Source organism: Macrococcus sp. CoH-51_TC_04 (assembly GCF_058188655.1).
Genome location: NZ_JBVGOY010000010.1, coordinates 1 through 26026, shown reverse-complemented (window position 1 = coordinate 26026; position 26026 = coordinate 1). Strand labels below are relative to the sequence as shown.

Genomic DNA, 26026 nt, shown 5'->3' with positions numbered 1-26026 from the left:
TATGCAAAGAGCGAAAAACTTTTTCTTAGTCCCTTACATGCTCTGGATTATTCTGTTTATCGTAATGCCGCTCGTTATGATATTTTATACGTCGTTTACGAATCACGATGGGCAGTTTACATTTGAGAACTACCAGTCTTTTTTGACGCCGACATATTTAAAGATGACACTATCTTCCTTTATTTATGCATCGATTATTACCTTATTTTGCTTAATTATTGCATACCCGATTGCGCTCGTCTTAAAGCAGGCGAAACATAAGCAGCTATGGTTGCTGATCATTATCTTACCGACTTGGATCAATCTGTTATTAAAGACGTATGCGTTCATCGGTATATTCAGTAAACAAGGCACTATTAATGATGTGCTGCACTTCTTACATCTACCTGCAGCAAATCTGCTGTTTACAGATACAGCATTTATCTTTGTATCTATCTATATCTATATACCATTTATGATACTACCGATCTTTAATAGTATGAATGAAATTCCGGACAATTTAATCCAGGCATCACGCGATCTCGGTGCATCCGAGTGGATGACCTTTCGAAAGATCATCATGCCCTTATCACTTGAAGGGGTGAAAACAGGGATACAAGTTACATTTATCCCGGCTTTAAGCTTGTTCATGATTACCCGTCTGATTGCAGGGAATAAGGTTGTCAACTTAGGGACAGCAATTGAAGAACAGTTTTTAGTGACACAGAACTACGGAATGGGTTCGACGATTGCCGTATTCTTAATTTTAGCGATGGCATTTGTGATGATCATCACGAAATCTAAAAACGAAAGCGAGGATATAAAATGAAACTAAGAGGTAAATTATTTTTAGCGGTCGCACTTTTCATTTTATATTTCCCAATCTTCTATTTAATGTTTTATTCCTTTAATTCTGCTGGCAATATGAATCATTTTGAATCCTTTACGTTAGATCATTACAAGGCAGTGTTTGAGAATAAGCGCCTACTCGTTATTATCGTGAATACACTCGCTGTGGCACTTATTGCAGCAAGCATCTCTACAGTGATTGGTATCTGTGGGGCTATTGCGATACACTATATGCGCAATAAGAAGATTAAAATTGGACTATTGACATTAAACAATATATTGATGGTAAGTTCTGATGTAGTGATCGGGTCTTCGTTTTTAATCTTATTTACTGCGATTGGTCACTTTACAGGGCTTGGGCTTGGATTCTGGTCTGTACTTATATCACATATCGCATTCTGTGTGCCCATCGTGGTGCTGCTCGTATTACCAAAACTATATGATTTAAATACATCTCTTATTAATGCGAGCTATGACTTAGGTGCGAGCACATGGCAGACGATCAAAAATGTCATTATCCCGCATATACTCCCTGGTGCACTTGCTGGATTCTTTATGGCACTGACTTATAGTCTGGATGACTTTACAGTCAGTTTCTTCGTCACTGGAAATGGCTTTAGCGTATTATCTGTTGAAATCTACTCGATGGCACGTAAAGGCATTTCAATGGAAATCAATGCGATCAGCACATTAATGTTCTTAGTCGTGATGACAATCATTGCTATTTACTACGTATTAACAACAAATGCAGATAAGAAGAAGTTAAAGGCAGGTGCAAAATCATGAAACAACTGATGCAGCTAATCTTCATCTCACTTGCAGTTGCCGTATTATTATTATTCTCAAGCCGCTTTATCAATCCACCGCCATCAGGTGGAAAAGGGAATGTCCTCTATGTGTATAACTGGGGCGAATATATCGATCCTGATCTGCTTAAAAAGTTTGAGAAGGAAAAAGGGATTCGTGTCGTACTAGAGACGTTTGATTCCAATGAAGCGATGCTCGCAAAGATTAAGAATGGGGGGACAAGCTATGATATTGCTGTCCCTAGTGAATATGCGATTCAGAAGATGAAAAATGAAAAGTTATTGCTGCCCATCGATCATAATAAAATACCAAATCTAAAAAATATTAATAAAGATTTTATGGATCTCCCTTTTGATAAGAAAAATAAATACTCTATCCCATATTTCTGGGGTACTGTAGGCATTCTATACAATCCGGACACAACGAAAGACATTGATTTTTCGAGCTGGGATAGTTTATGGGATAAGCGCCTGAAAGACGACGTTCTTATTGTTGACGGTGCCCGTGAAGCACTTGGATTAGCGCTGAATAGTATGGGGGAATCTTTAAATGAGACTGACCCTGATAAATTACTTAAGGCTGAGCAGAAGCTTGAGAAACTTGCACCGAATGTAAAAGGTGTTGTAGCAGATGAAATTAATACGATGATGGTACAAAAAGAAGCGGATGTTGCGGTTGTATGGAGTGGCATGGGTGCTGATATCATGACAGAAAATGAAAATCTGGACTTTATTGTACCAAAAGAAGGATCGAATCTATGGTTCGATAATATCGTCATCCCAAAAACGGCACAAAATATTGAAGGGGCACATGAATTTATTAACTTTCTGCTTGATGCACAAAATGCAAAAAAGAATACGGAGTGGGTCGGATATGCGACACCAAATAATGCGGCTTTAAGATTACTGGATAAAGAAACACGAGAAGATGAACGATTCTATCCAAATAAAGCAGTGCAGGAGAAGCTGGAAGTATATGAGGACCTTGGTTATGAAAATATAAAAAGATATAACGAACTCTTCCTTAAATTTAAGATGTCTTTGAGATAAGCGTATGTTGATTTCAGCCAATTTCAATATTTATGCATAAAATTTATTTGTGAGGGTACTATATAAGAAATATGTTTGAAGGAGATGGATATATGAGTCGTAGAGAATATACTCAAACAGTACAACCCGTAAGTCGAGTTCCTGAAAAAATCTTTGGGTGGTTAGCATGGTTACCACTATTAGCACTTTCATTATTTGGTCTTTATCAATTACTAGTTAACGGGAACAACCCAGAATTCATTCAGGCAATGAAAGATGGATTGAATGAAGAGATGCAGAAAAATAACCAAATGGCAGATGCCTTTAACCAAATGGGATTAACAGTTGAAGAAGCTGTACCATTATTTGTTAAGAGTTTCTGGTATTTCTTAGCTTATTCTTTAATCCCAATTATTTTAGGGTTAATCGGATTACTTAAAATGAAGAAGAGAATCTTTGCAGGAATAATGTTATTGCTTGCTGGATTGTTTACAACACCATTCTTCTTTACATTCATCTTAGGATTTATTCCATTATTCTTCTTTATTTCAGCAATACTTTTATTTGCGCGTAAAGATAAAGTAATTAAGAATAATGACTATTATGAAGACCCTGCACATGTTGAGCGTGAACAGCACGCTGCACCATCACATGTTGAACGCGATGCTCGTATCGAAGAAGAAAAGGATTTCACTTATGATGCAGACGACAAGCATGACGATGTCGTGGTAGATGATGTAGAACGTTCTACAGTTCGTGAAGACAGAGTAGATACACATTTCGATAACAATATCGATAGTGATTCAGATCGTGTAACTTACGTTGATAAAACAAAAGATGCAGTCGATGAACGTCGAGACAACTATAACAATAGAAGATAAGTAAAACTTAAGACCAATATAAAAACCAGAAACGATTGTTTCTGGTTTTTACTATGAGGACAGGATTACCTGTCCTTTTATTTTTTTAAGAGTAATGAACCGATTGAAAGTGCTGCGCCACCAAGCGCTGCAATCCCAACGTACTTTGAATTTGAAGTGCCGTGTCGCACTTCATCACGCTTAGATTTACTCGGAAGTTCTGTGTGATGTGCATGCGCTACATCACCCGTATTTGTATGTACAGGGTCAACGATGCCCTGCTCCTGTTTCAGCTGCTGGAAGGATGTACCGAAACCCTTAACAAACTTTGTCAGTACGATAGAACCTTCAACGAAATCTTTATTTGTTAATACTTTAAGTAATCCGGTCCACCCAAGTGGTGTGCTTTGATTATATTCAGTCGATAATTTCAGACCTTTATTGAACTTCAAGATCATCGGTTCGATATCATTGAAGTTAAACTTACCTAATCCTTGGACGAGTAAGAGTGCGTTACGAATCGCCTGGTCACTTTCAGTTTCATTGATGGCCTTTAACACACGCGTTAATATCGGATCGCTTTGAGAGAGCGCAGCATTGGCTGCATTTAATGCTTCATGCTCATCGAGCTGTTCGAGTAAACGGAATAATTTAAGTAACGTATCTTTATGCTGGATCAGCTGATCTTCTAATTCACGTAATTTCTTTTGTCGGAGTGCTTCAATATCTACTTCAGTCGGTTTAATTACACGTGTTGGTTGTGCCATTATCTATCACCTCTCATTTTAACGATATCGCCTGGATACACATAGTCATCTCGTCTCCATTTCGCTTCAACGTTAACGCCCATTTGTGGTACACGGTTCCCGAAGCGGAAGTTATTTTCTGGTAATGGTGATTTGTTGCCTTTATCTAAGATGATAAGCTTTGCCTTTGTTTCTTTGTAAGCTGGTGTTGATGTGTCTTTATCTGCGATAGAGCTTGAGAGCAGGTTAATCGCTGCATCGCCATTATCGTTCATCGGTAAGTAAACTTCTTTGCCGAATACACGGTCAGTAATTAATGCGCGTACATCAACCTTGCCGTAGGGTGACTGTAAGCGTACGAGGTTACCTGTTTGAATACCACGTTCGTCTGCAAGTTCCTGAGAAATTTCTAAGAATGCATCCGGTGTTTCCATTGCAAGACCTTTAACTCGATATGTCATATTACCTTCATGGAAATGCTCAAGCAATCGTCCGTTGTTAACATGAATATCATATTGTGCTTCATATTCAGTCGGCTCTGTCCAGTCAACAGGGAAGAAGTTCGCTTTCTTATCATCAAATGGGAAGCCTTCTGTAAATAATAATGGAGAATCTGTGCCGTCTTCTTTAACTGGCCATTGTAAGCTATTGAACCCTTCTAGTCGGTCATAAGATACACCTGAGTATATTGGTGTTAATGACGCGATTTCATCCATTACGTCACCTGGATGCGCATAATCCCAGTCTGCGCCCATATGCTGTGCAATCTCCTGAATAATCTTCCAGTCTGGTTTCGTACCTTCTAAAGGTTCCATTACTTGATAGAGACGCTGAATACGACGCTCTGTATTCGAGAATGTTCCTTCTTTTTCGAAACTTGGTGCTGCAGGTAGAATAACATCTGCATATTCAGCAGTTTTTGAGAAGAAGATGTCTTGTACAACGAAGAATTTCAGCTTTTCAAATCCTTCGCGGACGTAGTTGATGTTCGAATCAACGATACCCATATCTTCACCTTTTAAGTATAATACATCAAGCTCATCCGCATGCATTGCATCTACCATCTGGTGGTTATTCTGACCGACATTAGGGTTTAATGCTACACCCCATGCTTTGCTGAATTTTTCAAGCACCGCTTTGTCTGCAATCTTTTGGTAACCAGGAAGATGTGTTGGCATGCTTCCCATATCTGAAGCCCCTTGAACATTGTTGTGACCACGTAATGGATAAGATCCTGCACCTGGTTTCATATAGTTACCTGTTACTAGCAATAGGTTAGAGATCGCAGTAGAAGTATCACTACCCCCACGTTGCTGAGTCACACCCATCGCCCACATAACGGCTGTCGTTTTTGCTTCATGGATCATTTCTGCAATCTTGATAATTTCTTCTTTTGACATGCCAGTATGTTCTACAGCATAATCGATTGTGTATTTCTGTAGTCCTTCAACGAGGGCAGTGTAGTTGTTCACATGCTTATCGATGAATGCCTGGTCCTGCCAGTTATTGTCGATAATATATTTCGTTACTGCATTTAACCACACTAAGTCACTACCTGGATTCGGACGCACGAACATATCAGCACGTTCTGCCAGCTCATGTTTACGGATATCTGCTACAAGTAATTTAGAGCCGTGTAATTTCTGAGCACTCTTTACGCGCGTTGCGATAACAGGATGTGCTTCAGCTGTGTTTGTTCCGAGTCCAATAATCAGTTCTGCACGTGCGATATCTGTAATCGAACCTGAGTCTCCTCCGTAACCAACCGTACGCCATAATCCCATCGTTGCAGGAGACTGACAGTAACGTGAACAGTTATCTACGTTGTTCGTACCTACGACTTGACGGGCAAGCTTCTGCATTAAGTACGATTCTTCATTTGTACACTTAGAAGAAGTGATGAACGCTAATCTTTCAGGACCACGCGTAGCAATCGTCTCTTTAAATTTAGAAGAGATTAAGTCGAGTGCTTCTTCCCAGGTCGCTTCTCTAAAGCCATCCGCTTCACGAATTAATGGCTTCGTTAGACGTTCACCTGAATTTACGAAATCCCAGCCGAATTTACCTTTAACACATGTAGAAATCTGGTTCGCCGGTGCTTCAGGGCTTGGTTCTACTTTCAGCACTTCGCGACCTTTCGTCCATACTTCGAAAGAACATCCGACACCACAGTACGTACAAACTGTCTTAGTCTTCTTGATTCTATCCTTACGCATCTCTGCCTCAACGTCTGAGATAGCCATAAGCGGTGTGTACCCTGTTTCTACTGCTTTCGTAACTTCTACAGCCGGACGGAATGCGTCCTTAAGCATACCAGTTAAGAAACCAGCTTCACCAACCATGCCAACTTCCATCATTGCATTACATGGGCATACGGTAGAGCAGTGACCACAGTTGACACAAGAGGAATCATCGATATTTAAGTCCGTATTCCCATCCCAGATGACACGTGGACGTTCTAATTCCCAGTCAATCATCAATGTTTCATTGACCTGTACATTCTGACAGGCTTGCACACAGCGACCACAAAGTATACATTGATCTGGATCATAACGGTAGAACTTACCGATATTCTTTGGTGCGCCTTTAGGAGACTGGGCAGTAGCCTGATGATCTATCTTTAAATTCTTAACGGTATTATGTACTGTACAGTTTCCATTGTTAAAATCACATACTGTACAATAAAGTTCATGATTACGTAATATTCTGTCCATCGCAATCATCTGTGCTTCAAATGCTTCACTTGATCCTGTCTTGACAATGTCCCCGTCTTTAAGCTGTGTACTACATGAACGTACGAGCTCACCATTGACTTCAACGATACATGCATCACATGTTTCGATTGCACCAAGATCGGGGTGATAGCATAGTGCTGGAACATCAATGCCCTTAAACCTTAAGTAGTCGAGAATGCTTACATTGTTCGGAACTTCCATCGGTTTGCCGTTCAGCGTAATACTGACCGTTTGTGATGTTACATCATTCATAAAATTACCCCACTTCATATTTATTTTAAAAAATATATGCCCTAACCTAATTATAAATTATCTGAGTATTATTGCAATTTTATTATTGAATTGATTTCAGTAATGAATAGAAATAAAACAGATAAAAATATGAGACGAGAACAAATGATGCGTAATCATCTGCCCTCATCTCATACGTATTAAATATATAAAGGAAGTAATTTAAAAAACGTATCTTCTACCGCTGCTAAAAACTTTTTATCTGACATCAATCCATCATCATCAGGTAAGAATACTTTGCCGAATAATAGTTCTCCTTTTTTTACATTGATGAGACGATCGATATAACGTTTCAGCGCATCTTCATCTAGTGAATGAACTGCTTCATATGTCTTTTTCATATGATCGCCCTTAATGATAAAATCACGATCAAGTGCTAATATGTCATTAACTTGCTGCTGCCACTTTGCCGCCATGCGCTCTTTTTCAGGGGATTCATAGATAATACCAAAGAGTACGAAAACGTGGTCATCGAAGAGTCCAATCTGGAAGTGGGGCAGCATCTTGTAACCGCGTTTGTTTGTTGAAAATGCAACCCATGTATCGTTAGGTGGATTCGTTTTACGACGCAGATGTTTCGCTACATGTGGATAGAATGTTTCATCTGTATGCTGAGATAAATAGCTGCTAAAATATTCACTAAGTGCTTCTAGCTTCGGACGCGTTGTTTCGATCAATGCTTCCATACGCGGCTCTAAGCCTTCCACGTTAAAGACATTGAAATCTTTTGAAGTAAAATGATATTTTGCCATAGTTCACTCACCTTTTTCTTTTATATATACTATTATATACATAAAGTTGAAACAATTTTGCTTATGTTTAAGATATTGTATAATGATCCTAGGAGGAGATGCTATGGAATTATTTGAATTTATGAAACAGATTGTTTATCAGGCTGGCAGTAATATTAGAGCTCAACTTAATCAGCCGTTATTAATAGAAACGAAATCAAATCCAAATGATCTTGTCACGAATATGGATAAAGAAACCGAACAGCTGCTGTATGATGCAATAATGCAAGCTTACCCAATGCACCATATTATCGGTGAAGAAGGAAGCGGTACAGATATTACCTCTATGGAAGGTACGGTATGGATTATCGATCCGATTGATGGTACTTTGAACTTTGTACATCAGCAGGAAAACTTTGCGATTTCTGTCGGTGTATTTGTTGATGGGAAGAAGTATGCGGGTGTCATCTATGACGTCATGCGTGACACGATGTATAGCGCACGTGCAGGACACGGAGCATACAAGAATGAAGAGCCGATAGCACCACTTATTGATAGCGAACTGCATCAATCTATCATCTCGATGAACCCGAACTGGTTAACGAAAGATTATACGAAAGACATCTATAGTGACATCGTCATCAAAGCAAGAAGTGCAAGAAGCTATGGTTCAGCAGCGTTAGATTTCGCCTATGTTGCAACAGGCAAAGTGGATGCTTATATTACGCTCAGGCTCCATCCATGGGACTTTGCCGGTGGCGCCATCATCGCTGAGGAAGTGGGGGCAGTCGTTACGAACCAGCTGAATGAACCGCTGGATATGCTCCATGCGAATTCAATTATGGTGGCAAACAAAGCGCTCCACGATGAAATTTATACACAGTATTTGAAACCACATTCAGCTGCTCTTGATAGCATCCATCAAGAGAGGTTCCATCGCCGTTAAATATAATAGGCACCTTTAGTTGTGCCGAACTTCTGGAAGTGTTTATTCAGCAGCTTCGTGAGTATAAAAGATGGGAAGTAATGCGCTGTAAATTCAGCGAAATTACGTCTCGTCAGTCTTTGTTCGGATAATATCGCTTTAAACTGTGAAATATTATGATTGAACAAGCTTTCTGAATCGATGATTGCATTACAATGTGTGCAGTAATTCAGAGATTTGAAGCGGTTGAGTGTATTCAGCGCTAAGCAGTCAGGACAGCTGACACCCTTTTTGTAGTCGGGGAGATGGATTTCATGTATTACAGAAGTATCGACTAAGACAGTGCTAATGGTGCTGTTTTTTTTTTTGAGCAGATACTCATGCGCTCAAGATAGGGTAAAATCTGATCCTTTAGCAGAATATCGCCCGGGTGACTATGGATATCAAGCATGAAGGTCTCATTGAACATCACACATTTTGTATACACGGGCAGTTGCGTTGAAGTTTCAGGCATCACATTGATAACAGAATACTTCATACAATGCAGTTCGGAAATATCGGCGTGTGTGGTATAAGTTGTGCTATTTATAAGCATACCGTCACCGTCAATATGATGTAAACCGCTATAATCATTGAACTTAAATAAATGTACTGCATTATCAGTGATAATAATCAGGTTGATATAGATATTGTGATGCGTCTGATACTGCCATATGCACTCAAAGTGTGTATGGTCAATCTGATTTAAAAGCGCCATAAAGGCATGCTCAAGCTGATAACGTTTATTCAGCTCATGTAGCTGTGCGGCGCAGTGCGTATTGGATGTACGATGGACAAGCGATTCCAGTGCAGTTAATGTATGAGGTTTGCTTAATGGTTTAACGTGCATATCAGTTCTCCTTTACGTTGATGATTTTAATATAGCGACTCAATTGGAGATATTCAAATTGCTATATTTAAAAAATTACAAAAAAATCACACTAAAATTTAAAAATTTTAGTGTGATTAATTAAAAATAGTATGAAAGATTAAAAAATAGTGTCTCAAAATTAAAAAGCGGTAAATCGATAAAAAATTTTTTTAAAGCTCACCATTTTCACGAAACTTCTTCTTGAAAGTGAAGCCTACGCCAAAAGTGGCGATAAATAATATCACTGCTATACCCATAAGTAATAAGTTACCTTCAGCAAGCCCGATACTAAAGAGGATAAGCATCAGTACTGCGAAACAAGCAAGTGCGAATTGTATAATTGTACTTTTCTTCATATAAATTTACTCCTTTTTGCTTTCTATAAATTCCATGATATATTAATATCGTATTATATGATATAATATCACAGTTACATAAAAACTGTAAGTTGATTAAGAAGGGAAAGACCACATGACTAAATTAAGAGAAGATGTACGTAATATTGCAATTATAGCCCACGTCGACCATGGGAAAACGACTTTAGTAGATGAATTATTAAAGCAATCGGGAACATTCCGTGAGAACGAGCAGGTTGATGAACGTGCAATGGATTCAAATGATATCGAAAGAGAACGTGGTATCACGATTTTAGCAAAGAATACAGCGATAGACTATAAAGGAACGCGTATCAACATTCTGGACACACCAGGACACGCCGATTTCGGTGGAGAAGTGGAACGTATCATGAAAATGGTAGATGGTGTTATTCTTGTTGTTGATGCATACGAAGGAACAATGCCACAGACGCGTTTCGTATTAAAGAAAGCGTTAGAACAAAACTTAAAGCCAGTTGTTGTAGTAAATAAAATAGATAAACCTTCAGCAAGACCTGAAGAAGTTTTAGACGAAGTATATGATTTATTTATTGAATTAGAAGCAAATGATGAGCAGCTCGATTTCCCTGTAGTGTATGCTTCAGCAATCAATGGAACTGCAAGTTTAGATGCAGCGACACAAGATGAGAACATGCAGAGCTTATACGAAACAATTATCGATTACGTCCCTGCACCGATTGATAACCGTGATGAGGATCTGCAGTTCCAGGTTGCATTACTTGATTACAATGACTATGTTGGTCGTATTGGTATCGGTCGCGTATTCCGTGGAACGATGGAAGTGGGTCAACAAGTATCATTGATTAAATTAGATGGTACAATCAAGAATTTCCGTGTGACGAAGATCTTCGGTTTCTTCGGATTAAAACGTGTTGAAATCGAAAAAGCATATGCAGGAGACTTAATCGCAGTCTCTGGTATGGAAGATATTAACGTAGGAGAAACTGTGGCGCCAGTTGACAATCCTGAAGCGTTACCTGTTCTGCGCATCGATGAGCCGACTTTACAGATGACATTCTCTGTAAATAACTCACCATTTGCAGGTAAGGAAGGGAAATTCGTTACAGCACGTAATATTCAAGACCGTCTTGAATCACAGCTTGAAACAGACGTATCATTACGTGTTGAATCTGTAGGTCCGGATAGCTGGACTGTATCTGGTCGTGGGGAACTGCATTTATCCATCTTAATCGAGAATATGCGTCGTGAAGGTTTCGAACTTCAAGTATCAAAGCCTGAAGTTATCGTAAAAGAAATCGACGGTAAGAAATATGAGCCGTATGAGCGTGTACAAATTGATGTACCGGAAGAACATACAGGTTCTGTTATAGAATCTCTTGGAGTACGTAAAGGTGAAATGGTGGATATGGTTAATGGTGGTAATGGCCATACACGTCTTATCTTTAACGTGCCTGCACGTGGACTAATTGGATACCGTACGGAATTTATGTCGATGACACGTGGTTACGGTATTTTAAACCATACCTTTGATGAATATCGTCCATTACTTAAAGGACGTATCGGTGGCCGTCGTAACGGTGTTCTTGTGTCTATCGATAAAGGGGTAGCAAGTACGTATGCCATCTTAGCGCTGGAAGACCGTGGTGTAAACTTCATGGAACCAGGAACTGAAGTATATGAAGGCATGATCGTTGGTGAAAACTCACGTGATAATGACTTAACGGTTAACATTACGAAAGTGAAAGCAGCAAACAACATTCGTTCTGCGACAAAAGAACAGACAACAACGATGAAGAAACCGAGAATCTTAACACTTGAAGAAGCGTTAGAATACTTAAACGATGATGAGTTAGTGGAAGTTACACCAGAATCTATTCGTCTAAGAAAGAAAACATTAGATAAATCGCAACGTGAAAGAGAACAGAAGAAAGCTAAAGCTGCATTACAGGAAGAAGAATAGGAGTGATTAAATGAACTTTCTTATAGGGAACGTAAGCACGGATCCTGAACAAAGAATGTCATTTCTCGCAAAACTGTTTGCAGTAGATAAAAATCCAGAAGCTGGCATGTGGTATTTACTTATCGCAATCTTTATACTAAGTGCAATCGTCTATAATCTAGGCTTTGCACGTAAGTTAAAGCTATGGCAGAATGTAGTGATCTATATCATGCTATTTTTAGGATGCATCATACTTAACTTCCTTGCGGTATTTCTACCGGTAGGGGAAAGCCTGATCATCGCAGCCATCGTTTTAGGATTATATCGCTATCGACTGCATAAAGAACGTAATCAGAAAATAGAAAACAGAGATTAGGCAGCAGCCTGATCTCTGTTTTTATGTCTATATAATTTCAATTCCCGTTACATGGGCAAGTTTCAAATTTAGTGTATCTTCCAGTAAATAGGCATCGACCATCCCGTCATCATATAGACGTTTACCATCTTTAGAAAACTGAACATAAAAATTCGGTAACGCATCTAATTGAATCTCAGCACTTTCAGTTTCGTTAGTCAGCCTTATACGTGTAGCATCCTGATGAGGCTCGGCATTCCTAATAAATGGTTCGAGGTTCATTAAGAATGTCCCTTCAAGCAGTTGCTGCTTCTTGTATTTCTTTTCTGAAACAAGTGTCGGAGGCTTTGAACCGCCTTCTAATATCTCTCGATTCCATTCATAATTATCCTGAAATGAAATGGTATCATCATCAAGTTTAATCGTTTTCTTGATTGTATCCATCTCAACTTTACGATCATCAAAGATAAAAGTTGAAGGATCCAGTGTAATATTAAAATTTACTTTTCCCTTAATTTGAATTATCATCACAATCACCCTTTCAATCATATTATGATATACATTGGTCGATTAGTAAATGCTTGATTTTTAAAGGCTCGTGCTATAGAATTTTAAAGTATAGAATATGAAATGAGGGAGTATGCTATGCAGGGGAATAATGATTACAAACAAAAGGCATATGACCAGCTTAATCAAGATGCAGACAAGATTCTGCAGCTGATTAAAGTCCAGATGGATAACTTAACGATGCCTCAATGTCCACTTTATGAGGAAGTTTTAGATACACAGATGTTCGGGTTAAGCCGTGAAGTTGATTTTGCAGTGAAGATAGGACTTGTGGACGCCGATGAAGGGAAAGCATTACTTGTGACGCTTGAGAAAGAATTATCTAAGCTCCATGATGCGTTTACCAATATTTAAGTCTAAAGCGCATGCTTTAGACTATTTTTTAGAAATGAGCGGATTTGATGAATTACTTGAAAGAATTTTTTGATTATGTTAAGCACAATACTAAATATGTGGATTTTCCGTTGCTGATTACATATGTTGTACTTACGCTTACAGGGCTTGTGATGATCTACAGTGCGAGTATGGTTGCGGCGACACGTGGGACATTGACCGGTGGTATACCTGTCAATGCAAACTATTTCTATGTTAGACAGTTGTTTGCAATTATCCTTAGCTTCGGTATCGTTTTTGTAATGACTTATTTTATGTCGATTAATCTGTTGTACAACAAGAGATTACAGCAGTTTGCAATCTTTGGTGTCATGGCGCTGCTTATTCTCACCCGAATTTTCGGACGTGAGGTCAATGGTGCGAAGAGCTGGCTGAACTTAGGATTTATGCAGCTACAGACTTCTGAGCTGCTGAAGATTGTGGTGATCATCTACCTGGCATATATCTATAACAAGAAACGTAATCTTGATAAACTGAGTACGGATATCATCGCACCACTAATTCTCGTAGGACTTTGTTCTGGTTTAGTACTGATGCAGAATGATTTCGGCTCCACAGCACTGATCCTGATGATTGTTGGCAGTATCTTCTTATATTCAGGTATTGCTATTAAGACGGTACTTAAGATGGGGGCATTAGTCGCTGTGAGTCTAGCGACCGTTACATTATTTTCTCTAGGCACGGGCCTTACAAACTTTCTCGGTGCCCATCAGAAACAGCGTTTTGAAGTACTTGCAAATCCCTTCAAAGATGAAAGTGGGGCAGGATATCACCTATCCAACTCACTGCTTGCTATCGGTAATGGGGGATTCTTCGGTAAAGGATTAGGTAACGGGGTGATGAAGCTTGGGTATCTGCCTGAGCCGCATACCGATTTCATCTTTGCCGTGATTGCTGAAGAACTGGGGCTGCTCGGTGTGATTGTCATCATCAGTCTGCTCTTTTATATTGTGTTTAAAGGGTTTGTCTATGCAGCAAGCGCGCGTACAATGTTTCATAAGCTGATCTGTGTCGGCGTATCCAGCTATATCGGAATCCAGACATTTATTAATCTCGGTGGGATCTCCGGATTAATTCCTTTAACTGGAGTGCCGTTACCATTTTTAAGTTATGGTGGATCGAGTTTGATGAGTTTATCTATTGCAATCGGATTACTGCTTATGACATCGAAGGATATTAAGCGAGATAATGAACGAAGAAAAGTATAGAAATAAATTAGAGACTGGATGATTAATGCCTTTCTCTTTTTTTCTACTACCATGTGAAAACGGTAACAATATGACGAGTTCGTGTCAATTATGGCTAAAAGCAGAATGTTCTTAACAATTATAATATAATGTATAAGAAATGAAATGAACTGAGTGGAGGCTGTATATGAAAACGATTAAGAAATTACTTGTCGCTAACCGTGGTGAAATTGCAATACGTATTTTTAGGGCTGCTACAGAACTACATATTCCGACTGTTGCAATCTATTCTAAAGAAGACAAAGGTGCACTTCACCGATATAAGGCAGATGAGGCTTATATCATTGAAGGCGCAAGTCCGTCTGATTGCTATCTTGACATTGAAGCGATTATAGAGACTGCAAAATCATGTGGTGCAAATGCAATTCATCCGGGGTATGGTTTCTTAAGTGAAAATCAGCAGTTTGCAGTGCGCTGTGCACAAGAGAATATCATCTTCATCGGTCCGGAAGTCCGTCATCTCGATATGTTTGGTGACAAGATAAAAGCACGTAATACAGCAATCCAGGCTGGACTTCCGGTGATACCCGGAACAAAGGATGCAATTAAAGGTTTAGATGAAGCGGTGCAGTTTGCACATGATAAGTATCCGGTTATGATAAAAGCACTGTCTGGTGGCGGTGGAAAGGGCATGCGTATCGTGCGCAATGCTGAAGAACTGGAAGAAGCCATTTCACGCGCACAATCAGAGGCAATGAAATCCTTTGGAAGCAGCGAAATTTATATTGAACAGTACATAGATGCGCCGAAGCATATTGAAGTTCAGATCATTGGAGATAAGTTCGGCAATATTGTTCATCTCTTTGAACGAGATTGTTCAGTACAACGTCGACACCAGAAAGTAGTTGAAGTTGCGCCATCAGTCGGATTAAGTGATACCGTAAGAATGAACATCTGCAATGCTGCGGTTGATCTGATGCAGCAGATTTCATATGTCAACGCCGGAACGGTAGAATTTTTAGTTCAGGGAGAGAATTTTTATTTTATAGAAGTAAACCCGCGTGTTCAAGTAGAACATACGATTACAGAGATGGTCACAGGGATAGATATCGTTAAGTCACAACTACTGATAGCTGATGGGGCAAAGTTAAGTGATGAACGTATCGCGATTCCACAGCAGCACGAGATTGTGACACACGGCTATGCGATTCAATGTCGAATTACGACAGAAGATCCTGCTAATAACTTTTTACCGGACACAGGTCGTATCACAGCGTATCGCTCAAGTGGCGGGTTTGGTGTGCGTCTTGACGCAGGTGATGGCTTCCAGGGCGCTGAAATCTCTCCTTACTATGATTCACTGCTCGTTAAATTGTCTACGCATGCTCTTACCTTCAAGCAGGCTGAAGAAAAGATGGTACGTTCATTAAAAGAAATGAGGATCCGCGGTATTAAGACGAACTTACAGTTCCTTCTGAACGTAGTTCAGCACCCTATGTTTACTGCAGGTAATTACAATACGCGTTTCCTGGAACTTTATCCTGAATTATTTGACATAGAAGCCCCTAAAGATAGAGGGACGAAGACGTTAGCATATATCGCTGATATTACTGTGAACGGTTTTCCGGGTATTAAAAAGACCGAGAAACCTGACTTTGAACTTCCGCTTACCAAGACCTTTAAAGCCACTGGTTTATCAGGAACGAAGCAGCTGCTTGATGAACATGGGCCATCTTATGTCAGCGACTGGATCAAAGCGCAACAAGAAGTACTGATTACTGATACAACATTTCGAGATGCGCATCAGTCATTGCTGGCAACACGTGTGCGTACTAAAGATATGCTTGCAATCGCATCACAGACCAATCATCACCTAATTGATAGCTTCTCATTAGAAATGTGGGGCGGTGCAACATTTGATGTAGCATATAACTTTCTGAAAGAAGATCCGTGGGAGAGGCTCAGAAAGTTACGAACGGCTGTACCAAACATACTATTTCAAATGCTCTTAAGAGCATCGAATGCTGTCGGTTATAAGAACTATCCAGATAACGTTGTGCAGCAGTTCATCCGAGCGGCAAGTGATAATGGTATCGATGTCTTTAGAATATTTGATTCGCTTAACTGGCTCGATCAGATGAAAGTAGCCAATGAAGCGGTACTGAATGCAGGTAAAATTTCTGAAGGGACCATCTGTTATACCGGCGATATATTAAATCCAAAGCGTTCAGATGTCTATACGCTAGACTATTATTTAAAGATGGCTAAAGCGATGGAACGAGAAGGATTCCATATCCTAGCGATAAAAGATATGGCTGGCCTGTTGAAACCTGAAGCAGCTTATATATTAATTCAGGCATTAAAAGCAGAAGTATCATTACCAATTCATCTGCATACACACGATACGAGTGGTAATGGTATTATGACGTACAATAGAGCAATCGATGCGGGTGTTGATATTATTGATACAGCGATTTCCAGTATGAGTGGACTGACAAGTCAGCCTTCGTTGAACAGTCTCTATTACAGTTTAGAAGGAAAAGACAGACAGGTACGTGCAGATATAGAAGGACTTGAAGCACTTTCACATTACTGGTCAGTGGTGCGCAAGTTCTATCATAACTTCGAAAGTGATATACAGTCACCAAACACTGAAATATACCAGCATGAAATGCCAGGAGGACAATACTCGAACATTGAACAGCAGGCGAAAAGCCTAGGTCTTGGCGATCAGTTTGAAGCGGTTAAAGATATGTATAAAAGAGTGAATATGATGTTCGGTGATATTGTTAAAGTTACACCATCTTCCAAAGTCGTCGGGGACATGGCATTATACATGGTGCAGAACAACCTTGATGAACAGACAGTTATAGAACGCGGAGAAAGCCTTGACTTCCCGGATTCCGTCGTATCCTTCTTTAAAGGAGAGATTGGACAACCGTCAAATGGCTTTCCTGAAAGATTGCAAAACGTCGTATTAAAGGGAAAAGAACCGCTTACTGTACGACCTGGGGAAGCATTAGCACATGTAGATTTCAATGAACTGCAGCAGACGCTTACAGAACGTTTTCAAGATGTCGCTGAGGAAGATGTCCTCAGTTATGCACTATATCCGAAAGTATTTGAAGTATATAAAGAGACAGAAGCGCGATATGGCAATATTTCATTGCTCGACACCCCGACATTCTTCTATGGTATGCGCAAAAGTGAAACTGTAGAAATAGATATCGATGCCGGCAAAACGCTGATTGTGAAACTACTGAGCATTGGACATGTGCATGAAGATGGATATCGTACGTTATATTTTGAACTTAACGGGATGCCAAGACAAGTACGTGTGAAAGATAATGCGGCTGAAGTAAGTGTCAATACATTACTTAAAGCAGATGCTAAGAATAACAAGCATATTGGAGCGCAGATGCCAGGTACGGTTGGAGAAATTAAAGTGTCAGCAGGAGCGCACGTTCGTGCGGGTCAAACGTTGATGATTACTGAAGCGATGAAGATGGAGACAAGTGTACAGGCGCCTGTAGATGCGGTGGTGAAACACATCCATGTAGCAACTGGAACAGCTATCCAGACAGGCGATTTGTTAGTCGAGTTTGAATAAAATAAAATAAGCGTTGGCAATGATTACATTGCCGACGCTTGTTTTTATGTGAAATCATTTATTTTGCTCTGCTAATAAGCAGGATAAAGTAACATAACAGGCCAAAGAGTAAAGTTATAAACAAGGCATGGAGTAGCGCGATGTAGAGATTAACTGCTGTAAATATCGTTAATGCACCAGTTGTTACTTGTAAACAGATTAATATGAAAGCAATCATATAACCGTATTTAATAACACGGTACTGCGCGTAGTTCTGCATAGCATGAAAGGCAACATAAGTCAGCCATATAAATAGAATGAAAGCAAGCGTTCTATGGCTCATCTGCACCCATTCATAGAAATTCTGAGGCAGTGTAAACGCACCCTTACGACAGAGCGGCCAGCTGGAGCAGGCGAGGCTTGCTTTCTCATGGCGTACGAGTGCACCACTATAGATAACAAAATAGATAAAGCTTGTGAGCCCGATCGTATGACGTCTAAGCTTCGGCTGTAATGTGAGTTTAGTTGCATCAAATTTCTGATCGACTTCAAAGATAAGCAGTGTAAGTAGAAATACAGCACTGAAGCTAATCAGTGATATTCCGAAGTGAAGCGCAAGTACAAAACCATTCTGCTGCCACATCACTGCCGCCGCACCGATCAAAGCCTGTGCAAAGATAAATCCGATGCTCATATAGCAAAGGAACTTTGTTTCTTTCTTATGACCAATATATTTTATGCTGAGTATTACAAGCCATGTCACAGATAATAATGCGAGACCTGAGACGCCACGGTGAGCAAGCTCAATCAAGGTCTCTTTCGGAATATGAGTCGGAACAAACTTTCCGTGACAAAGTGGCCAGCTACTACCACAGCCATCTGCAGATCCTGTCTTTGTTACGAGTGCACCACCAATCTGAACAAATAGCATGAGCACGGTCGTAAACAATGATAACCATTTTAAATTCTTTTCTTTTAACAACAAAAACACCTCTATCTATATTCTTAACATCTATAAATAATGTCATTTTATCTCATTTCTAAATAGTATATACTTAAGTTATAGTATATCAATCATAGGGATAAGTAAATGTGTCACATTCGTGAACAATTGAAATTACTTGTAAAAAAGAAAAATGTCACAATTTAATTTCGAAAATGTATAGAAAATGTGACAGTTTTCATATATTATTGTTATTATATGCGTTAGTATTGTAAAAGGAGGGTGAAAATGCAGAATGAACACATTTTAAAAGGTGTTAAACCAGTTGAACGGCGTCTGACTTTTAAAGATGTAAAAGCGATTGTGAAGCTTGGACTCGTACAAGGCAATTTAATACCGGCGTTTGCAGGTGCGTTTATTGCAATTATGTTAAGCGATCGTTCATTTTTAAGTAGTATACCTGAACTTTTAACGATGCTTTTCGGCACTACACTAATTATGGCAGGAAGTTGTGCACTGAATAACTTTTATGACCAGGATATTGACAGTATTATGCCAAGTAAGCAAAATCGACCATCTGTAACCGGTAAAGTTTCTACAGCTTCGATTCTACAGCTCAGTCTTGTGCTTATGGTCGTCGGAGAAATACTTTTGTTCATGATTAACATCGAGACAGGAATCATCGGATTTCTTGGCATCTTTGGCTATGTTGTCTTATATTCAGTCTGGTCTAAACGACATCTTGTGTCCAACACAGTAATAGGAAGTTTTCCAGGTGCGATTCCGCCGCTTGTTGGCTATGCAGCGATTGAACCATCTCTTAGCAGCACAGCGTGGATGCTTTTCATCATTATGTTTATATGGCAGCCTGCACATTTCTATGCGCTTGCGATTAAACGTAGTGAAGAATATGCACTTGCTAGCATACCGATGCTACCTTCAGTTAAAGGGTTTAAACGTACAAGGCTTTCCATGTTGTTTTGGGTGCTGCTTTTGTTACCGACACCATTTTTTATGCAGGAACTCGGCACGGTATTTATCGTACTTGCTTCGGTACTAAATCTAGGATGGCTGTTATTAGCGATTTCTGGATTTAAATCAAATGTTAAAGAAAATAAATGGGCAATGACAATGTTTGTTTATTCTTTAAACTATTTGATGATATTTTTTGTTATGATAGTAGTAGTTACATTAATTCAAACGATTTGATTATGAATGGTGAAAGAGGGGTTAGAATTTAATGAAGAACAATTTAAAAAATGTAAAGCTGATCGGTTTATTTTCATTAATGTTAATGACCTTAGCGGGTTGTGGTAAAAATGAACTGTCTGCTTTACGTCCTGCAGGGGAAGTTGCAAAGGATCAATTTAATTTAATGATGCTTGCGGTAGGTATTATGGTTTTCGTTATTATTGTAGTAGTAGTTATCTTTATTTTAGCTGTATTTAAATTCCGTCGCGGCAAAGTCGGTGAAGACTTTGTACCGAAAGATGTTCATGGGAACCATAAGTTAGAAGTGATCTGGACAACGATTCCAATCATCTTACTTATCATCTTAGCGATACCAACTGTTATGTTAACATTTAAACTAGCAGATACGAAAGCAATGGATAAGGTTGATGCTAAAGGTAAGAATAAAGAAATGATTGTTGATGTAACTGCAAATCTGTACTGGTGGGAATTTGAGTACCCTAACGAAGGTATCGTAACAAGTCAGGAACTTGTTGTTCCTACAGATACAAAAGTTTACTTCCGTCTGCATTCAGCTGACGTAAAACACTCATTCTGGATTCCGGCAGTGGGTGGTAAGATGGATACAAACGTTGAAAACATCAATAAATTCTACTTAGTGTTTGATGATAAGAAAGCGCAAGACGCGAAAAACATGTTCTACGGAAAATGTGCGGAATTATGCGGACCATCTCACGCATTGATGGACTTCAAAGTTAAAACAATGGATAAAGACCAGTTCAAAACTTGGGTATCTGATATGAAAGCTATCAAAAACCCTGTAGCAACAACAGATGCTAAAGAGGGCGAAAAAGTATTCAAGCAGTCTTGTCAAGGTTGTCATGCTGTAACACCAACTGGTAAAGGTGCTAAAGGTCCAAACTTAACAACATTTGGTGACCGTAACCGCGTTGCTGGTGTTATGGATCATAATGAAGAAAACCTTAAAAAATGGATCAAAGATCCTGAATCAGTAAAACCTGGTAACAAAATGACAGGTGCTTACAAAGTTTCAGATAGTGAAATTGATGCGCTAGCTAAATACTTAATGGAACGTAAAGTTGAAAAGTAGTAAATAAAGGGAGGTTACACATTTGGCTACACAAAAAAAGCGTGGTTTACTAATGGAGTACTTAACGACAGTAGACCATAAAAAAATTGCAATTCTTTATTTAATCATGGGTGGATTGTTCTTCGCCATGGGTGGTATCGAAGCGATGATCATTCGTATTCAGCTTGCAGTTCCTGAAAATGATTTCGTCTCTGCGGGATTATTCAATGAAATGATTACGATGCACGGTACTACAATGATTTTCTTGGCAGCAATGCCATTACTGTTTGCATATATGAACGCAACAGTACCGTTACAAATTGGTGCACGTGACGTTGCATTCCCATTCCTAAATGCATTAGGGTTCTGGTTATTCTTCTTCGGAGGTGTATTCTTAAACTTATCTTGGATTTTAGGTGGCGCACCAGATGCAGGGTGGACTTCATATGCTTCACTGTCACTTGCATCAGAAGGGCATGGGATTGACTTCTATGCATTAGGTTTACAAATTTCAGGTGCTGGTACTTTAATTGCAGGGATTAACTTCCTTGTTACCATTATTAATATGCGTGCTCCTGGTATGACATTTATGCGTATGCCATTAATGACTTGGACAACATTAGTTGCTTCAGCTTTAATCGTATTCGCATTCCCTCCACTGACTATCGGATTATTCTTGCTTATTTTCGATAGAATGTTTGGAACAGGATTCTTTGTAGTATCACAAGGGGGTAACACAATTATCTGGGAACACTTATTCTGGATTTTCGGTCACCCTGAAGTATACATTTTAGTATTACCAGCATTCGGTATTTTCTCTGAAATATTTGCAACATTCTCTAGAAAACGTTTGTTCGGTTATTCTGCAATGGTATTTGCAACAGTATTAATCGGTTTCTTAGGCTTCATGGTTTGGGCACACCACATGTTCACTGTAGGTCTAGGTCCAACAGCGAACGCTATTTTCGCAGTAGCGACAATGGCAATCGCCGTACCAACTGGTGTGAAGATCTTCAACTGGTTGCTTACTATCTGGGGTGGTAGTATCGAATTTACGACGCCGATGTTATATGCATTAGCGTTCATCCCTACATTCGTAATGGGTGGTGTTACTGGTGTAATGCAGGCATCAGCACCAGCTGACTATCAGTACCATGATTCATACTTTATCGTAGCGCATTTCCACTACGTAATCGTTGGTGGGGTAGTATTCGCGTTACTTGCAGGGTTGCATTTCTACTGGCCATTAATGTTCGGTAAGATGTTAAGTGAGAAATTAGGTAAAGTTTCCTTCGCACTATTCTTTATCGGTTTCCATCTAACATTCTTCCTACAACATTTCTTAGGATTAATGGGTATGCCACGTCGTGTATTCACTTACTTACCTGGTCAAGGTTATGACACATTTAACTTAATCTCTACTATCGGTGCTTTAACGATGGCCGTAGCAGTCATTATTTTATTGATAAATATTATCTTAACTACAGTGAAAGGTCCTAAAGTAGGACGTGACGCTTGGGGCGATGGCCGTACGTTAGAATGGTCATTACCAATCCCAGTACCATTTTATAACTTTGCACAAACACCACTTGTGCGTGGATTAGATGCATTTGATCTTGAGAAGAAACAAGGTAATGGTGAAATCTTACCAGCTGAGTCATTAGGTGATATTCATATGCCAAATAACTCAATCTTACCATTCGTTCAGTCATTAGGATTATTCGTTGCAGCATTTGGTGCTTTATACTTAGCAGATGGACAAAAATGGGCACTTGATGCAGTTAAAGATTTACCGGTTCAACCATGGGCTCCATTTGTATTAGTTTTAGGTTTAGCGATTACAGCAGGAGCAATGATTGCACGTTCAGTAGTTGATGATCACGGTTATCACATTACTAAAGAAGAGCTTATCGAGTACGAAAGAGGTGTTAAATAATGGCACATCATGAAGAACAGATGACGGTTGAGAGATGGCCGAGTCATCCTGAGACAGCTTCATTAGAAGGTAAGAACAAATTATTAGGATTCTGGATTTTCTTAGGTGGAGAAACAGCACTATTCGCATCATTGTTTGCAACTTATTTAGCACTTAAAGATCATGTTCCTAGCGAAGATCATCTTTTAGCGAAAGATTTATTCCATTTACCGCTTGCATTTGTAATGACGATGTTACTTTTAACTTCGTCACTTACAAGTGTGTATGCACTGTATCACATGAAGAACTATGATTTTAAAAAGATGATTACTTGGTTAATTATCACAGTACTTCTCGGGTTAGGATTCTTAGGACTTGAAATTTATGAGTTTGTTGAATATGTTCATAAAGGTCATACTTTCCGTTCAAGTGCTTTCGGTTCAGCTTTCTACTTCTTAGTAGGAACACACGGATTCCACGTTATCATCGGATTAACTTGGATTATTCTGTTAATCGTACGTAATATGAAGCGTGGTTTAAGCGTATATAATGCAGCGAAATTTAATACAGCAGCATTATACTGGCACTTTATCGACGTAGTCTGGGTATTCATCTTTACAGTAGTTTACTTGTTAGGGGTGTTAGGATAATGTCAAATGAATTAAATCATACGAAATTTAATCAAGAACGCTATGAATTCGAGAAACGTTCAAGAACAGAAGAAATGAGAATGCAGGTAACAACTTTTGCGATCATGATCTTCTTAACCTTTGTTGCTTTTGCAATGGTTGCAGCAGGATTAAGCAAAGAATTCGTTATCCCAGCAGTCTTATTACTCGCACTTATTCAAGTTATTCTTCAATTCTATTACTTTATGCATATGAAACATAAAGGACATGGAACAGCTCAGTTATTCATGTTAACTGGATTGTTTATCGCAGGTAGTTTTATTGTCATGGCACTTTACCTAACTTGGTTAGGTGACCCATTAAAATAAGAGTGAACCCGGAGCAATCCGGGTTTTTATTTTTGCCACAAATTAGTTGAAATATTGTGCTTTATTCTTCAAATTGTACGCTATAATAGAAATGAATGAAGTATAAATTTTGGAGTGATTTTATGGGTAGTATAAGTTCTATCAGGATATTCGGATTTTTAGCGAACTGGAGTCCTTTCTTTTTAGTTGCCATTATTTTCACGACTATCGTGTTTTTCTTGATAACAGGGAGATGGCGTCATGATATTCCTGGCAATCGACCGTTAAAACGTTCAGAAGCAGTTACATTTATTATATGTATGTTTTTACTGTATGCAATGAAAGGTGCGCCAGTTGACTTGCTCAGTCATATTATCTTTAGCTTCCATATGTTACAGATGGCCATCCTTTATTTACTTATAGTGCCCCTGTTATTCTTTGCGATACCGGAATATTTAATTGATTATTGTATTAAACTGCCTATTTTTGAACGTGTCTTTAATTTTCTGACGCGTCCGATTATAGCGCTGATTACGTTTAATGGACTGTTCTCAATCTATCATATTCCAGCTATACTGGATGGTTTAAAGCAGAATGCGACGTTACACTCATTGTTTACAATTCTTTTGTTTATTACTGCATTTTTTATGTGGTATCCAATATTTAATAAGACAGCGCTTGAGCGTAAGCAGCTGTCAGGTCTTGTGAAGATTGGCTATATCTTCGCAATCGGTGTACTTTTGACGCCGGCGTGTGGTCTGATTATCTTTGCCAGTCATGCAATGTATAAGACATATACAGATCCAGCGGCATGGATGAGTGCTATGAGCCTTTGTGTACCTACCGGAACTTTACAGGATATCGTTCAAAATTCGAGTATTAGTGGTCCGCAGTATTTCACAAATATGACACCAAAAGAAGATCAGCAGACCGGTGGCGTGATTATGAAGGTGCTGCAGGAAATATTCTTTGGCTTCATGCTGTTCCATGTTTTCTTTAGATGGTCAAGAGAAGAAAGAATGAGTTCTGAAGAAATAACACAGAGAAGTTTGGATGAAAAGTTACAGCAAGATGCTTATTTTAATCAATTCAGATAGGAGAAGAATATGAATTTACCAATTTTACCTACAATCAGTACGACATTTATCGTTATCAGTGCCATACTGGTAGCAATCGGATGGTTCAAAATCGCACGAAGAGATATCGAAGGACATAAGAAGACGATGCTATTAGCAGGTGCAGCGGCCCTTACATTCTTTATTATCTATGCTACTAGAACAGTGTTCATTGGAAATACAGCATTTGGCGGTCCTGATAATATCAAAAAGTACTACACGATCTTTCTGATTTTCCATATCACACTTGCAACTACCGGTGGGGTACTTGGATTAATCAACATTATTACGGGTCTTAAAGATAATTTAAAGATTCATCGTAGATTAGGACCGATTGCCTCTATTATCTGGTTCTTCACAGCGATCACAGGTGTAGCTGTATATTTACTGCTCTATGTATTCTATGAAGGCGGAGAGACAACATCGGTTATTAAAGCGATTATAGGTGGCTAAAAAAACGATCAGACACAATGGGCACTGCACCCTTACTAAGGGAGCTCAATAAAAACACTATTTTCTAGGCTGCTAATTTCCTATATTCTATAGGGG

At 39.1% G+C, this 26026-nt stretch carries 25 protein-coding genes; 17 read left to right on the top strand and 8 right to left on the bottom strand.

From position 1 onward, the window contains the following. The first annotated feature begins 1 nt into the window (after window position 1). The 4 genes from ACZ2V4_RS09350 to ACZ2V4_RS09335 all read left to right on the top strand — a co-directional run bounded on the left by ACZ2V4_RS09350 (window position 2) and on the right by ACZ2V4_RS09335 (window position 3544). A complete protein-coding gene (locus tag ACZ2V4_RS09350; protein ID WP_219494439.1) occupies window positions 2-808 on the top strand; it encodes an ABC transporter permease in 807 nt (268 codons plus the stop codon). Continuing rightward, window positions 805-1614 (top strand): ABC transporter permease, encoded by an 810-nt coding sequence (locus ACZ2V4_RS09345; RefSeq protein WP_012656625.1) that lies wholly within the window; start codon window positions 805-807, stop codon window positions 1612-1614. The genes ACZ2V4_RS09350 and ACZ2V4_RS09345 overlap by 4 nt, the downstream gene beginning before the upstream one ends. Continuing rightward, window positions 1611-2684, top strand: coding sequence for an ABC transporter substrate-binding protein (locus ACZ2V4_RS09340; protein WP_490514768.1), 1074 nt, complete (start codon window positions 1611-1613; stop codon window positions 2682-2684). Before ACZ2V4_RS09345 ends, ACZ2V4_RS09340 begins: the two co-directional genes overlap by 4 nt. A 92-nt stretch (window positions 2685-2776) precedes the next feature. Beyond that, complete coding sequence (locus tag ACZ2V4_RS09335) at window positions 2777-3544, top strand: DUF4064 domain-containing protein (RefSeq protein WP_219494445.1); 768 nt, start codon at window positions 2777-2779, stop codon at window positions 3542-3544. Window positions 3545-3621: 77 nt separating this feature from the next. Here the strand turns inward: ACZ2V4_RS09335 and ACZ2V4_RS09330 are convergent, their stop codons facing one another. The 3 genes from ACZ2V4_RS09330 to ACZ2V4_RS09320 form a co-directional block, all read right to left on the bottom strand. Continuing rightward, on the bottom strand, window positions 3622-4290 hold the full coding sequence (locus tag ACZ2V4_RS09330; protein WP_490514767.1) for a helical membrane plugin domain-containing protein: 669 nt from the start codon (window positions 4288-4290) through the stop codon (window positions 3622-3624). Beyond that, complete coding sequence (gene fdhF, locus ACZ2V4_RS09325; RefSeq protein ID WP_490514766.1) at window positions 4290-7256, bottom strand: formate dehydrogenase subunit alpha; 2967 nt, start codon at window positions 7254-7256, stop codon at window positions 4290-4292. The genes ACZ2V4_RS09330 and fdhF overlap by 1 nt, the downstream gene beginning before the upstream one ends. Window positions 7257-7435: 179 nt before the next feature. After that, complete coding sequence (locus ACZ2V4_RS09320; protein WP_490514765.1) at window positions 7436-8047, bottom strand: YktB family protein; 612 nt, start codon at window positions 8045-8047, stop codon at window positions 7436-7438. Window positions 8048-8150: 103 nt separating this feature from the next. Between ACZ2V4_RS09320 and ACZ2V4_RS09315 the strand changes: the two genes are divergently transcribed. Then, window positions 8151-8972 (top strand): inositol monophosphatase family protein, encoded by an 822-nt coding sequence (locus tag ACZ2V4_RS09315; protein ID WP_219494453.1) that lies wholly within the window; start codon window positions 8151-8153, stop codon window positions 8970-8972. Here the strand turns inward: ACZ2V4_RS09315 and ACZ2V4_RS09310 are convergent. From ACZ2V4_RS09310 to ACZ2V4_RS09300, 3 genes are all read right to left on the bottom strand, one after another. Next, window positions 8969-9139 carry a hypothetical protein gene (locus ACZ2V4_RS09310; RefSeq protein WP_490514764.1) on the bottom strand — a complete coding sequence of 57 codons (171 nt, stop codon included), beginning with the start codon at window positions 9137-9139 and terminating at the stop codon, window positions 8969-8971. The two genes, ACZ2V4_RS09315 and ACZ2V4_RS09310, sit on opposite strands and share 4 nt — an antisense overlap. A gap of 146 nt (window positions 9140-9285) precedes the next feature. Then, entirely contained in the window at window positions 9286-9840 is a 555-nt protein-coding gene (locus ACZ2V4_RS09305; protein WP_490514763.1) for a hypothetical protein, read from the bottom strand. Window positions 9841-10031: 191 nt separating this feature from the next. Next, entirely contained in the window at window positions 10032-10217 is a 186-nt protein-coding gene (locus ACZ2V4_RS09300) for a DUF5325 family protein (protein ID WP_283721664.1), read from the bottom strand. Window positions 10218-10332: 115 nt separating this feature from the next. Here ACZ2V4_RS09300 and typA point away from each other — a divergent pair, with 115 nt between their 5' ends. Then, window positions 10333-12177 (top strand): translational GTPase TypA, encoded by a 1845-nt coding sequence (typA, locus tag ACZ2V4_RS09295; protein WP_219494460.1) that lies wholly within the window; start codon window positions 10333-10335, stop codon window positions 12175-12177. A 10-nt stretch (window positions 12178-12187) separates the two neighbouring features. Further along, complete coding sequence (locus tag ACZ2V4_RS09290) at window positions 12188-12532, top strand: YlaH-like family protein (RefSeq protein WP_219494461.1); 345 nt, start codon at window positions 12188-12190, stop codon at window positions 12530-12532. Between the two features lie 27 nt (window positions 12533-12559). Here the strand turns inward: ACZ2V4_RS09290 and ACZ2V4_RS09285 are convergent, their stop codons facing one another. Next, entirely contained in the window at window positions 12560-13036 is a 477-nt protein-coding gene (locus ACZ2V4_RS09285; RefSeq protein WP_241427508.1) for a hypothetical protein, read from the bottom strand. Between the two features lie 120 nt (window positions 13037-13156). Here ACZ2V4_RS09285 and ACZ2V4_RS09280 point away from each other — a divergent pair, with 120 nt between their 5' ends. The 3 genes from ACZ2V4_RS09280 to ACZ2V4_RS09270 all read left to right on the top strand — a co-directional run bounded on the left by ACZ2V4_RS09280 (window position 13157) and on the right by ACZ2V4_RS09270 (window position 18268). Beyond that, window positions 13157-13432 (top strand): Fpa/YlaN family protein, encoded by a 276-nt coding sequence (locus ACZ2V4_RS09280; RefSeq protein ID WP_133420356.1) that lies wholly within the window; start codon window positions 13157-13159, stop codon window positions 13430-13432. A gap of 47 nt (window positions 13433-13479) precedes the next feature. Beyond that, complete coding sequence (locus tag ACZ2V4_RS09275) at window positions 13480-14679, top strand: FtsW/RodA/SpoVE family cell cycle protein (protein ID WP_219494466.1); 1200 nt, start codon at window positions 13480-13482, stop codon at window positions 14677-14679. A gap of 166 nt (window positions 14680-14845) precedes the next feature. After that, entirely contained in the window at window positions 14846-18268 is a 3423-nt protein-coding gene (locus ACZ2V4_RS09270; RefSeq protein ID WP_219494468.1) for a pyruvate carboxylase, read from the top strand. A gap of 58 nt (window positions 18269-18326) precedes the next feature. Here the strand turns inward: ACZ2V4_RS09270 and ACZ2V4_RS09265 are convergent, their stop codons facing one another. Further along, window positions 18327-19229 (bottom strand): COX15/CtaA family protein, encoded by a 903-nt coding sequence (locus tag ACZ2V4_RS09265; RefSeq protein ID WP_219494469.1) that lies wholly within the window; start codon window positions 19227-19229, stop codon window positions 18327-18329. A gap of 249 nt (window positions 19230-19478) precedes the next feature. Here ACZ2V4_RS09265 and cyoE point away from each other — a divergent pair, with 249 nt between their 5' ends. From cyoE to ACZ2V4_RS09230, 7 genes are all read left to right on the top strand, one after another. Next, a complete protein-coding gene (gene cyoE, locus ACZ2V4_RS09260; protein WP_219494471.1) occupies window positions 19479-20399 on the top strand; it encodes a heme o synthase in 921 nt (306 codons plus the stop codon). A gap of 31 nt (window positions 20400-20430) precedes the next feature. After that, window positions 20431-21492: a cytochrome c oxidase subunit II gene (gene coxB, locus ACZ2V4_RS09255; RefSeq protein WP_490514762.1), complete on the top strand. Its 1062-nt coding sequence runs from the start codon at window positions 20431-20433 to the stop codon at window positions 21490-21492. Between the two features lie 52 nt (window positions 21493-21544). Continuing rightward, window positions 21545-23407, top strand: a complete 1863-nt coding sequence (locus tag ACZ2V4_RS09250) for a cytochrome c oxidase subunit I (RefSeq protein ID WP_490514792.1) — start codon at window positions 21545-21547, stop codon at window positions 23405-23407. Further along, window positions 23407-24036, top strand: coding sequence for a cytochrome c oxidase subunit 3 (locus ACZ2V4_RS09245; protein WP_012656642.1), 630 nt, complete (start codon window positions 23407-23409; stop codon window positions 24034-24036). The genes ACZ2V4_RS09250 and ACZ2V4_RS09245 overlap by 1 nt, the downstream gene beginning before the upstream one ends. Beyond that, entirely contained in the window at window positions 24036-24383 is a 348-nt protein-coding gene (locus ACZ2V4_RS09240; RefSeq protein ID WP_490514761.1) for a cytochrome C oxidase subunit IV family protein, read from the top strand. The genes ACZ2V4_RS09245 and ACZ2V4_RS09240 overlap by 1 nt, the downstream gene beginning before the upstream one ends. A 122-nt stretch (window positions 24384-24505) precedes the next feature. Then, window positions 24506-25459 (top strand): cytochrome c oxidase assembly factor CtaG, encoded by a 954-nt coding sequence (ctaG, locus tag ACZ2V4_RS09235; protein ID WP_232618429.1) that lies wholly within the window; start codon window positions 24506-24508, stop codon window positions 25457-25459. A gap of 9 nt (window positions 25460-25468) precedes the next feature. Beyond that, on the top strand, window positions 25469-25930 hold the full coding sequence (locus ACZ2V4_RS09230; protein ID WP_012656645.1) for a DUF420 domain-containing protein: 462 nt from the start codon (window positions 25469-25471) through the stop codon (window positions 25928-25930). Window positions 25931-26026: the final 96 nt, after the last annotated feature.